An 11,663-nucleotide genomic window follows, 5' to 3' on the forward strand; every position below is an offset into this window, starting at 1 on the left:
GAATGAAATCAAAACATCCCCTGCCGACGCGGTGGCGTTTAGCAAGGATCGAAATTCATCAGTCGTGTTTGTTCATTTTTGGGGGGTGCTCCAGCGCGAGTAAGTTAACGCGATAAGGATAGCGGTAATGTGTTGACGGTTTCAAGGTTAAATTTTGGACGACTTATACTCCCTCTCCCTTTGGGCTGAGGGATCCCCACAAATTAATGCGAGCAGTGAACAATCCCCTCGCCCCTTTGGGGAGAGGGTTAGGGTGAGGGGGAGCATACGGCTCTGGTGGTCATTCCGTTCACTTTATGTTCCTTGCTACTCTGTAACGACAATACCCGTGAACGTGCCAGGGTGGCTCAGTCGCCACCACCCTGGCTACCCGGGCTCCCGGCGGTAAATCGCCGCTACGCGGTACCTTCGGCTTATTCCTTCCGGCTTATCGGGGACGGGCGGAGGTAACATCCTTGTAAAGCCCACCCTCTCGGCGCATCCATGCGCCTCGCCCCGGCCTACAGGAAACGCCTCAGCGATTTACAGCCGGACCATAGCGTCGCTGTAAGACCTCTGCCTGCAGTATGCTTTTCATTGCGGTAATTTTGCGAGTCTCTTTCCAGAAATGGTAATATCCTCAGTGGCATAGCTCAAATCTGTTGCCGCCTGTTTTGATGAGCAGTAAGTTCTCTTCGCACCTGCAAAATCAGGTGCCGGGTTTAGCATCCTGGCTTATCTTATCGGCGGCACATTTTGTGCAGCATGCTTTGCTACATCTCAATGGTGGGCTGAGCAGGGGCATCGAAAGATGCGCCGGTATCCGATAAGGCCGGTAATGCTAACTCTGTTCAGTCCACCACCAGCGAAGTTAGCATTTCCGGTGGTGGGAGCTTTATCACTTATCGGAGGCTGCCAATATGGCTACTACCCCAACCCACGCTCATTCTTTATTCACCCTGCCCTTCAACCACACCACCGACTTCACCGAACTGGCGGATAACTGCGAACGTTTTACCGACGCACTGGTAGATTGCGAAGAACCCGCCCCAAAAATGGCGCTTTACGGCAGACTTTATGCCTGTCTGAATCTTCTGCAACCCGCGCTTCTGGATCCTGTTCCGGACGCTTTAAAAGCCAGCCTGATCGCGATCGGCTAAACCTGCCGGATGGCGCTGCGCTTATCCGGCGTACGAAAGCCCCATAAAAAAACCCGCCGAAGCGGGTTTTTAGCATTTGTCACAACGGGCACATTACTGCAGCAGCGAAATATCCGCCACGCGCAGGAACAGCTCACGCAGTTTCTCGAGCATAGAGAGACGGTTAATACGCAGCTCTTTATCTTCTACGTTTACCATCACTTTCTCGAAGAAGGCGTCGATAACGTCACGCAGCTCGGCCAGTTCCACCAGCGCTTCCTGGTAGCGACCTTCCGCGAAGACCGGCTCGAGCTTGTCGCGCAGCACCACAACCTGCATCGCCAGGGCGATCTCTTCCGGTTCTTTCAGCGTCGCGGCGTTCACACGCTCGTTCAGCGTCTCGTCGGATTTCGCCAGAATGTTGGATACACGCTTGTTGGCTGCCGCCAGAGCAGATGCCGCTTCCAGCGTACGGAAGTGGGAAACCGCCTTCATACGCGCATCGAAATCAGCCGGACGGGTCGGACGACGCGCCAGCACCGCCTGAATGGTGTCGACGGTGTAACCTTCATCCTGATACCAGGCGCGGAAACGACCGAGCATAAAGTCGATCACGTCATCCACCACGTTCGCGTTGGTCAGCTTGTCGCCGTACAGACGCACCGCTTCTTCGGTCAGGGTCTGCAGATCCAGGTTCAGGTTCTTCTCAACGATGATACGCAGCACGCCGAGCGCAGCACGACGCAGCGCAAACGGGTCTTTGTCGCCTTTCGGATGCTGACCGATACCGAAGATACCCGCCAGGGTGTCCATCTTATCGGCAATCGCCACCGCGCACGCAACCGGGTTAGACGGCAGTTCGTCACCCGCAAAGCGCGGCTGATACTGCTCGTTCAGGGCCACGGCCACGTCTTCCGCTTCGCCATCGTGACGCGCGTAATGCATACCCATCACGCCCTGGGTGTCGGTAAATTCGAACACCATGTTGGTCATCAGGTCGCATTTAGACAGCAGGCCAGCACGCGTTGCGTGATTAACGTCCGCACCGATTTCACGGGCAATCCAGCCGGACAGCTCCGCGATACGGTCGGTCTTGTCGCGCAGCGTACCCAGTTGCTGCTGGAACAACACGGTCTGCAGGCGTGGAAGATGATCTTCCAGACGCTTTTTACGGTCGGTATTGAAGAGAACTCGGCATCCGCCAGACGCGGACGCACGACCTTCTCGTTACCAGAGATAATCTGGATCGGATCTTTCGATTCGATGTTTGCCACGAAGATGAAGTTTGGCAGCAGTTTGCCGTCGTTGGCATAGACCGGGAAGTACTTCTGGTCACCCTTCATGGTGTACACCAGCGCTTCAGCCGGAACGGCCAGGAATTTCTCTTCGAACTTCGCGGTCAGCACAACCGGCCATTCCACCAGCGAGGTCACTTCTTCCAGCAGGCTGTCGCTCAGATCGGCTTTACCGCCAATCTTGCGCGCCGCGTCTTCCGCGTCCGCTTTGATTTTGGCTTTACGCTGTTCGTAGTCAGCAATGACCTTGCCGCGCTCCAGCAGGATCTGCGGATACTGGTCGGCATTGTCGATGGTGAACTCTGGCTCGCCCATAAAGCGGTGGCCGCGGATCACGCGATCGGACGCCACGCCCAGAATGGTGGCCGGAATAACGGTGTCGCCCAGCAGCAGGGTCACGGTGTGAACCGGACGCACAAAGTGCACGTCAGACGCGCCCCATCGCATCAGCTTCGGAATAGGCAGCTTCGCCAGAGACGTGGCAATCATGTCCGGCAGCAGCGCTTCCGCGCTTTCGCCCTTCACGTGCGCACGGTACAGCAGCCACTCGCCTTTATCCGTGGTCAGACGCTCGGCCTGATCGACGGTGATGCCGCAGCCGCGCGCCCAGCCTTCCGCCGCTTTGCTCGGTTTGCCTTCCGCGTCAAAGGCCTGGGCAATCGCCGGGCCACGTTTTTCGACTTCGCGATCTGGCTGGGACGCCGCCAGATTTGCCACTTTCAGCGCCAGACGGCGCGGCGCGGCAAACCACTCAATTTTACCGTGTGCCAGGTCAGCGTTATCCAGCTCGGCAGTCACGTTCGCAGCAAAAGATTCAGCCAGGCTGCGCAGGGCTTTTGGTGGCAGCTCTTCGGTGCCGATTTCCACCAGGAAAGTTTTCTCAGACATGGCCGCCTCTTATTTGTTTCGGTTGCACATCGGGAAGCCAAGGGCTTCACGGGACGCGTAGTAAGCTTCTGCAACGGCTTTGGTCAGGGTACGAATACGCAGAATGTAGCGCTGACGTTCAGTCACGGAGATGGCTTTGCGGGCGTCCAGCAGGTTGAAGCTGTGGGCGGCCTTCAGAATACGCTCGTAGGCAGGCAGCGGCAGCGGAGTCTCCAGCGCCAGCAGCTGCTGCGCTTCTTTCTCATACTGCTCGAAGCAGGTGAACAGGAAGTCCACGTCCGCGTATTCGAAGTTATAGGTGGATTGCTCCACTTCGTTCTGATGGAACACGTCGCCGTAGGTGGTTTTACCCAGCGGGCCGTCGCTCCAGACCAGGTCGTAAACGCTGTCTACGCCCTGAATGTACATGGCCAGACGTTCCAGACCGTAGGTGATCTCACCGGTGATCGGCTTACATTCCAGACCGCCCACCTGCTGGAAGTAGGTGAACTGGGTCACTTCCATGCCGTTCAGCCACACTTCCCAACCCAGACCCCAGGCACCCAGCGTTGGGTTTTCCCAGTTATCTTCCACGAAACGGATGTCGTGGATGGTTGGATCCATACCCAGCTCTTTCAGCGACCCGAGGTACAGTTCCTGAATATTGTCGGGTGATGGCTTAATCACCACCTGGAACTGATAGTAATGCTGCAGACGGTTCGGGTTTTCACCGTAACGACCATCGGTCGGACGACGGGAAGGCTGCACATACGCGGTCGCCATTGGCTCTGGCCCCAACGCGCGCAGGCTGGTCATCGGGTGCGAAGTGCCGGCGCCGACTTCCATGTCCAAAGGTTGAACAATGGTACAGCCCTGACGAGCCCAGTAATCCTGTAAGGTCAGGATCAGGCCCTGGAAGGTCTTGGTATCAAACTTTTGCATAGTATTTCGTGCTGGATACGTGTGGTTTTAAATGGAAGGGACCAGTATACCCGCTGGCTGCAAGATATACAGTACGAAACGGGGTTGTTTAGGGAAAATTGGGAAATAAGCCTTCCGGCCAGAACGCTGACGGCGTCTGGCTGTTGATTATCCGAGCAGGCTAGCGCATGGAGAGGTGTAAAAACTGACCGTCCGCATCAAACGAGCAGACAAAGCCCTCTTTACGCGACGTATGGCCCCGCAGCTCATAGCTGCCCTGAAAACGTTCAAAACCGGTAACGTCAATTTTCTGCACGTCCGAGTTATAGCGGCGAGCGGCCCGATCTTTACAGAGCGCTTCCATATTCAGTGATCGTTCCGGGCTCATTTTACCCTGCTGCGCTTTTTGCACAGGTGCTTCCTGTGGCGCACTGCATCCCGCCAGTATGAACAGCAGAAAGAGTGACGCCACACGCTTCATCATCATTTTTATTACCGCCCTGGTCAGTGGCTGTTATTTTTAGTATCAACGCTTTTATAGATTATGGTCCGGCATTCTGCGAATCTCGTGGCCTCCCGACAAGCCTGCGGAATAAAACTCAGAATTTTCCAAACGAAGACATTTGGACAATGGGAGTCACACTCAATTTACAGGGAATACGAGGAACTGATGCAGTCAAAAATTAACTGGATTGATAACCTGCGAGGAATAGCCTGTCTGATGGTGGTCATGATCCACACGACGACCTGGTACGTCACGAATGCGCACAGCATCAGCCCCGTTAACTGGGATATCGCCAATATTCTCAACTCTGCGTCGCGGGTCAGCGTGCCGCTGTTCTTTATGATTTCCGGCTTTCTCTTTTTTGGTGAACGCAGCGCGCAGCCAAGGCACTTCATCCGCATCGCGGCCTGCCTGGGGTTCTACAGCGCCGTTGCCTTGCTCTATATCACTCTGTTTACCTCAATAAACGCCGGACTATCGCTAAAATACGTGCTGCAAAAGCCGGTGTTCTACCACCTGTGGTTCTTCTTCGCCATTATCGTGATCTATCTGGTCTCCCCCCTCATTCAGGTGAAAAACGTCAGCGGAAAAATGCTTCTGGCCCTGATGGTGGTGATTGGCATTGTCGCCAACCCAAATACGGTCTCGCAGAAAATCGACGGTTTTGAGTGGTTGCCGGTCAACCTTTATATCAACGGCGATACCTTCTATTACGTGCTTTACGGCATGCTGGGGCGCGCCATCGGAATGATGGACACGCAAAAACGTGGTCTGAACTGGCTCTGCGGGGCACTGTTTATCGCTGGCGTGGCGGTGATTTCACGCGGGACGCTGCATGAGCTTCAATGGCGCGGTAATTTTGCCGATACCTGGTATCTCTACTGCGGGCCGATGGTCTTTATCTGTGCCGTATCGCTGCTCACGCTCGTTAAAAACACCCTGAATGCGCGTCCCCTTCCCGTACTGAGCGTCATTTCACGACACTCTCTCGGGATTTACGGTTTTCACGCGCTGGTGATCCACGCGCTTCGGACAAGAGGCGTTGAGCTTAAAAGCTGGCCGGTGCTGGATATCGTCTGGATTTTTGCCGCGACCCTGGCGATCAGCCTGCTGCTGTCGATGCTGCTGCAAAAAATCGACACTCGCCACTTCGTCAGCTAATGCTTCGCTGCCGGGCGCGATGGTACTGGCGCGGGGAGGAAAACCCTGCCGCCAGTGAAGCCTGCTCCACGCCGCGCCCCTGCAATAGCCACTGCTCCGCCACCGCCAGACGCAGCTGCTCCAGATAATCGCGAACGCTAATCCCTAAATGTGACTGAAAAAGCCGGGTGAGATGGCGCGGGCTGACGTGCGCCAGCGCGGCGATATCAGGCAAGCTCCACGTTTTTTGTGGCTCGGCCGTGAGCGCATCCTGCGCCCGATGAATCGCCGGATGAAGATGATTGCGGTAGCGTAGCCACGGGGAGAGCTGGGGATCGTCACCGGAACGGCGGAACCAGACCACCATCTCGCGCGCCACGGCCAGCGCCTTTTCGGGACCGCACAGGCGGTTAATCATATGCAGCGCCAGATCGATGCCAGACGTGATCCCCGCGCTGGTCCAGATGTTCTCATCCTGCACAAAGATGCGGTTTTCTTTAATCGTCGCTGTGGGGGCTGCGGTGCGTAAACGACTGATAACGTCATGGTGGGTTGTACACTGCCGGTTGTTCAGCAGGCCCGATTTCGCCGCCAGCAGCGCGCCAGAACAGACGCACATCACCGTGATATCCCGGCGCTGAATAATCGGCTGCAGGTGCATCAGCCAGTGCTGTATCCGTAACGCCTGTGGTGTCGAAAACTGAGCGCGGGAGTCGCTCACGCCGGGCAATACCAGCAGGCTCCCCTCAGGAAGCCTTTCCGGTAGCGGCTGAATGCCGCTCATCGTCAGGCCTATCGACGTCGGAACGTCCGGTTGCGGCCCAATGTAATGCAGACGAAACGCGTCGCCAGCCAGCACAAAGGTCTCTGCCGGGCCCGTCATATCTAATGACAGCACCCCGGGCAACATGACGAACCAGACGTCGATGGGCATTACAGTGACTCCAGCGTCTCCGCTACCGTTTTAATGTCGGCAAAACGCCCGGACAGTACCGTTTCGGTACGGTGGCGAATTTCCGCTGCACTCAGGGTAATGCCCCTGTACGTCATGGGGAACGTCAGCGTGGCCTCGCTAACAAAGGTCACAGCATAACCCAGATCGGATGCCACCCGGGCGGTGGTTTCGCAGCATTGCTCAGTGCGAATGCCGCAGATAATCAACTGGTTGATATCACGTTCACGCAGCCAGCGATCGAGCCCGGTATCCGTAAAGGCATTATGGACGTGTTTCTGGAAAACCACATCCGGCTGATGACGCAAAAAGGCCATAGGTTTAACAAAGCCGCTTTGCAGCGTGAAGGGGCCGTCTTCATCTACATGGAAAATATCAACGACCGGAATACCGCGCGCCTGGCAGCCTTCAATCAGCCCCAGCATTGCCTGCTGAAAGGCAGGAATGTCGTCCTCCTGCCAGTAATTGCGATGATGGAACGACTGCTGAGTATCAATATTGATGAGTGCAATGCGTGACATGGTGGATCTCCTCGCCAGTGGGTGTGACACCATACTGGCAAGGAAAGGAAGGCACGCACAGACCAAAAAAGGACATCCTCGTGCCGCGGTCGGACAAGCGTGTTTACGACATTAGCGGCAGCAGCTGCTGATAGATTTTACGGAATACCGCGCGCCTTTCCGCGTACCGCGCATGGTTTGCCGCGTCAGGGAAATGCGCCTGCTCAAGGGTAAGCTGCGGCAGCAGTTGCGAAAGCGGTTGTTCCGGATGAATGGCTATCTGCGCCAGACGCGCGGCGCCGAGCGCGGGGCCAACATCCCCTCCCGTACGAAAATCCAGCTGCAACCCGCTGATATCCGAAAGCATTTGTCGCCAGTAAGGGCTTCGCGCACCGCCGCCAATCAGGGTGACGCTTGCGGGTTTCAGGCCGCAGTCGTGGACCACGTCCATTCCGTCAGCCAGCGCATACCCCACCCCTTCCAGAACCGCACGCGCCAGTTCTGCCGGGCCATGCTGATGGGTTAAGCCAAAGAACACCCCTTTCGCTTCCGGGTTGTTGTGCGGCGTACGTTCTCCAGAAAGATACGGTAAAAACCAGACGGCACCCGCAGCGTCATCCGCCTGCTGTGCTGCCGCAATGAGCGCAGGCACGTCGGTCATGCCGGTGAGTTTCGCCGCCCAGTCCAGGCAGGACGCCGCGCTCAGCATCACCGACATCAAATGCCATTTTCCCGGAAGCGCATGACAGAAACTGTGCACAGCGCTTTCGGGATTACTGCGATAGCCATCGCTGACGGCAAAATAGACGCCAGACGTTCCCAGAGACAGCATCGCCTGCCCTGCCTCAACCATGCCGACGCCCACGGCACCCGCAGCGTTGTCACCGCCCCCGGCAACCACCGGTACGGCAGGCATATTCCAGCGTTCCGCAACGTCCGGCAGCAGTGTGCCTGTTACCTCGCTACCTTCGAACAGCGCGGGCATGTGTTCACGGGTCAGGTGGCTGGCATCCAGCATCGCCTCGCTCCAGTCACGTTTCGCCACGTCGAGCCACATCGTGCCGGCGGCATCTGACATGTCGGAGGCGAAATCGCCCGTCATACGAAAGCGCAGATAGTCTTTCGGTAGCAGGACTTTCGCCACCTGCCGGAAAATCTCCGGCTCGTGTCGCTGCACCCACAGCAGCTTGGGGGCGGTAAAGCCGGGCATCATCAGGTTGCCGGTGATCTCACGAGACGTGGGTACACGCGCCTCAAGAAGCGCGCACTCTTCCGCACAACGGCCATCATTCCAGAGGATCGCAGGACGCAACACGCGATGTTCGCTGTCCAGCAAGGTTGCACCGTGCATTTGCCCGGCAATCCCCAGCGCTTTCACGTCACGCAGAGAATGCTGTTCACCTAACGCCTTGATTGCACGATCCGTTGCCTGCCACCACTGCTCCGGGTCCTGTTCCGACCACAGCGGATGCGGACGTGAAACCTGCAGCTTTTCCGTCTGCGTTGCTAACACCTCGCCCTGTTCGCTTAACAGGATGGCTTTCACACCCGATGTGCCAAGATCGATCCCGATATACATTACGGTGACTCCTTTAACAGAAATGCCCGGTGGCGCTAACGCTTACCGGGCCTACGTGCTGTTATTTATCGAACAGGTAGTGATTGACCAGATTTTCCAACAGCTCCTGGTGCCCGCTCTGGTGCTGCGGTGCAAGCTGATGTTGTTCAGCGTACTTCGCGATGTCCGCAAGTGATAACTGACCTTTCAAAATTTGCTGGCCCAGCTCACTGTTCCAGCCGCTGTAACGCTTCGCCACGCGTTTATCGAGCTCGCCGTCTTCAATCATACGAGCCGCCACTTTCAACGCCAGCGCCATGGTGTCCATCGCACCAATGTGGCCGTAGAACAGATCGTATTTGTCGGTGCTCTGGCGACGCACTTTGGCGTCAAAGTTCAGGCCGCCGGTAGTGAAACCACCCGCTTTGATGATTTCGTACATCACCAGCGCGTTCTCTTCCACGCTGTTCGGGAACTGGTCTGTGTCCCAGCCCAGCTGCGCGTCGCCGCGGTTAGCATCGACCGAGCCGAAGATGCCCAGCGCAATCGCAGACGCGATCTCGTGGTGGAAAGAGTGGCCCGCCAGCGTGGCGTGGTTGGCTTCAATGTTCACTTTAATCTCTTTTTCCAGACCGAACTGCTTCAGGAAGCCATACACCGTCGCCACGTCGTAGTCATACTGGTGCTTGGTCGGTTCCTGCGGTTTCGGCTCGATCAGCAGCGTGCCGCGGAAGCCGATTTTGTGCTTATGGTCGACAACCATCTGCATAAAGCGGCCAATCTGCTCGCGCTCCTGACGCAGATCGGTGTTCAGCAGCGTTTCATATCCTTCACGGCCACCCCAGAGGACATAGTTTTCGCCGCCCAGCTGATGCGTGGCATTCATTGCCGTCACCACCTGCGTGGCCGCCCAGCTAAACACTTCCGGATCCGGGTTGGTTGCCGCACCCGCGCCGTAGCGTGGGTTTGTGAAGCAGTTTGCCGTGCCCCACAGCAGTTTCACGCCGCTTTGCTGCTGCTTTGCCGCCAGTACATCCACCATCTGCGCAAAGTTGTTCAGATACTCTTTCAGCGATGCGCCTTCCGGCGACACGTCGACGTCATGGAAGCAGTAGTACGGCACGTTCAGCTTGTGGAAGAACTCAAACGCCACATCGGCTTTGCGCTTTGCCAGTTCGATGGCCTCACCCGGTTGCTGCCATGGGCGGTCAAAGGAGCCCACGCCGAACATATCGGCGCCGTTCCAGCAGAAGGTATGCCAGTAACAGGCGGCAAAGCGCAGATGATCTTCCATGCGCTTACCCAGCACCAGCTCATCCGGGTTGTAGTGACGAAATGCTAAAGGATTGGTCGTTTTCGGGCCTTCGTAACGAACACGATCGAGTTGGTCGAAATAAGCTTGCATATTGAGCTCCATAATCAGGGTATGCGGCGAGTCGTTGATACAGGAGTAATAGTGAATAGACATTTTGGGTTGCTCAATTACGTTATTTCACACTGCTATTGAGAGAATGCACAACTGTGCGCTGGCTCGCAAAATAATGCGCAGACAAACTATTTTTCGGCGCGAATTCCAGAATCAAATGTAATTAAGACGTTACGTATTTTAAAATCCGATCGCGGTCATAAATTCAGAAATAAACCAAATATCGTAATGAGAAGATAAAAATCTGTAATTGCCAGCCCGCCTTTCCGCGTTAAAAATTTGCTGCGTCTCAGCAGTGAATGTTTCTTTTATCTCAGCAACACATACCCCTACAAAAAGGCCTAATAATTATGAAGATAAAGAACCTGACCCTAACGCTCTGCACTACGCTCCTGCTTGCCAGTTTTGCCGGTCATGCCAAAGAGGTCAAAATTGGCATGGCGATTGACGACCTGCGTCTGGAGCGCTGGCAAAAAGATCGCGATATCTTTGTAAAAAAAGCGGAATCCCTCGGCGCAAACGTGTTTGTTCAGTCGGCTAACGGCAACGAAGAAACGCAAATGTCGCAGATCGAGAATATGATTAACCGTGGCGTCGATGTGCTGGTCATTATCCCCTATAACGGCCAGGTATTAAGTAACGTGGTAAAAGAAGCCAAACAAGAAGGCATAAAAGTGCTGGCTTATGACCGCATGATTAATAATGCGGACATTGATTATTATATTTCGTTCGATAATGAAAAAGTCGGCGAATTACAGGCACAAAGCCTGATCGACAAAGTGCCTCAGGGCAATTATTTCCTGATGGGCGGCTCTCCGGTGGATAACAACGCCAAGCTGTTCCGCGAAGGGCAAATGAAGGTCCTTAAACCGTACATCGACAACGGGAAAATTAAAGTGGTTGGCGATCAATGGGCCGACGGCTGGCTGCCAGAAAACGCGCTGAAGATTATGGAAAATGCGCTGACGGCCAACAACAACAAAATTGATGCGGTTGTGGCCTCCAACGATGCCACCGCAGGCGGTGCGATTCAGGCATTAAGCGCCCAGGGGCTGGCGGGTAAAGTCGCCATTTCTGGACAGGATGCCGATCTGGCTGGCGTAAAACGCATTATCGCAGGCACCCAAACCATGACGGTCTACAAACCGATTACCGAGCTTGCCAATACGGCGGCGGAAATCGCCGTGGAACTGGGCAATGGCAAGCAACCTAAAGCAGACGCAACGCTGAATAACGGGCTGAAAGACGTTCCGGCTCGCCTGCTCACCCCTATTGAAGTCAATAAAGAGAACATTGACGCCACCGTCATTAAAGACGGCTTCCATAAGAAGAGCGAACTGTAATCCGGCGCGGCCCCTGCTTTGCAGGGGCGCATCACGTT

General features: G+C 55.6%; 8 protein-coding genes and 2 pseudogenes. 3 read left to right on the plus strand and 7 right to left on the minus strand.

Features of this window, described 5'->3' with window-relative positions; genetic code table 11:
* Positions 1–834 precede the first annotated feature (834 nt).
* Positions 835–1,011 (plus strand): annotated as a pseudogene (locus ACMGGE_RS15885) (hypothetical protein); the annotation flags it as partial.
* Positions 1,012–1,232: 221 nt separating this feature from the next.
* Here the strand turns inward: ACMGGE_RS15885 and glyS are convergent.
* The 3 genes and pseudogenes from glyS to ACMGGE_RS15900 all read right to left on the minus strand — a co-directional run bounded on the left by glyS (position 1,233) and on the right by ACMGGE_RS15900 (position 4,688).
* Positions 1,233–3,301 (minus strand): annotated as a pseudogene (gene glyS, locus ACMGGE_RS15890) (glycine--tRNA ligase subunit beta).
* Between the two features lie 9 nt (positions 3,302–3,310).
* Positions 3,311–4,222 (minus strand): glycine--tRNA ligase subunit alpha, encoded by a 912-nt coding sequence (gene glyQ / locus ACMGGE_RS15895; RefSeq protein WP_003860141.1) that lies wholly within the window; start codon positions 4,220–4,222, stop codon positions 3,311–3,313.
* Positions 4,223–4,382: 160 nt separating this feature from the next.
* On the minus strand, positions 4,383–4,688 hold the full coding sequence (locus tag ACMGGE_RS15900; RefSeq protein WP_045907868.1) for a YsaB family lipoprotein: 306 nt from the start codon (positions 4,686–4,688) through the stop codon (positions 4,383–4,385).
* A gap of 183 nt (positions 4,689–4,871) precedes the next feature.
* Between ACMGGE_RS15900 and ACMGGE_RS15905 the strand changes: the two genes are divergently transcribed.
* Positions 4,872–5,867, plus strand: coding sequence for an acyltransferase (locus ACMGGE_RS15905; protein ID WP_414455885.1), 996 nt, complete (start codon positions 4,872–4,874; stop codon positions 5,865–5,867).
* Here ACMGGE_RS15905 and ACMGGE_RS15910 read toward each other — a convergent pair.
* The 4 genes from ACMGGE_RS15910 to xylA form a co-directional block, all read right to left on the minus strand.
* Positions 5,860–6,780, minus strand: coding sequence for a GlxA family transcriptional regulator (locus tag ACMGGE_RS15910; RefSeq protein ID WP_414455884.1), 921 nt, complete (start codon positions 6,778–6,780; stop codon positions 5,860–5,862). The two genes, ACMGGE_RS15905 and ACMGGE_RS15910, sit on opposite strands and share 8 nt — an antisense overlap.
* A complete protein-coding gene (locus ACMGGE_RS15915) occupies positions 6,780–7,319 on the minus strand; it encodes a cysteine hydrolase family protein (protein WP_063622830.1) in 540 nt (179 codons plus the stop codon). Before ACMGGE_RS15915 ends, ACMGGE_RS15910 begins: the two co-directional genes overlap by 1 nt.
* A 103-nt stretch (positions 7,320–7,422) precedes the next feature.
* The gene (xylB, locus tag ACMGGE_RS15920; protein WP_420293939.1) at positions 7,423–8,877 is read right to left on the minus strand and encodes a xylulokinase; all 1,455 of its coding nucleotides are present in this window, start codon (positions 8,875–8,877) and stop codon (positions 7,423–7,425) included.
* Positions 8,878–8,938: 61 nt separating this feature from the next.
* The gene (gene xylA, locus ACMGGE_RS15925) at positions 8,939–10,261 is read right to left on the minus strand and encodes a xylose isomerase (protein ID WP_086374966.1); all 1,323 of its coding nucleotides are present in this window, start codon (positions 10,259–10,261) and stop codon (positions 8,939–8,941) included.
* A 371-nt stretch (positions 10,262–10,632) separates the two neighbouring features.
* On the opposite strand from xylA, the gene xylF reads away from it, so the two are divergent.
* On the plus strand, positions 10,633–11,625 hold the full coding sequence (xylF, locus tag ACMGGE_RS15930; protein WP_008502746.1) for a D-xylose ABC transporter substrate-binding protein: 993 nt from the start codon (positions 10,633–10,635) through the stop codon (positions 11,623–11,625).
* Positions 11,626–11,663: the final 38 nt, after the last annotated feature.

The sequence above is a fragment of the Enterobacter sp. BNK-22 genome (genome assembly GCF_048684805.1).
Lineage (GTDB): Bacteria > Pseudomonadota > Gammaproteobacteria > Enterobacterales > Enterobacteriaceae > Enterobacter > Enterobacter quasiroggenkampii.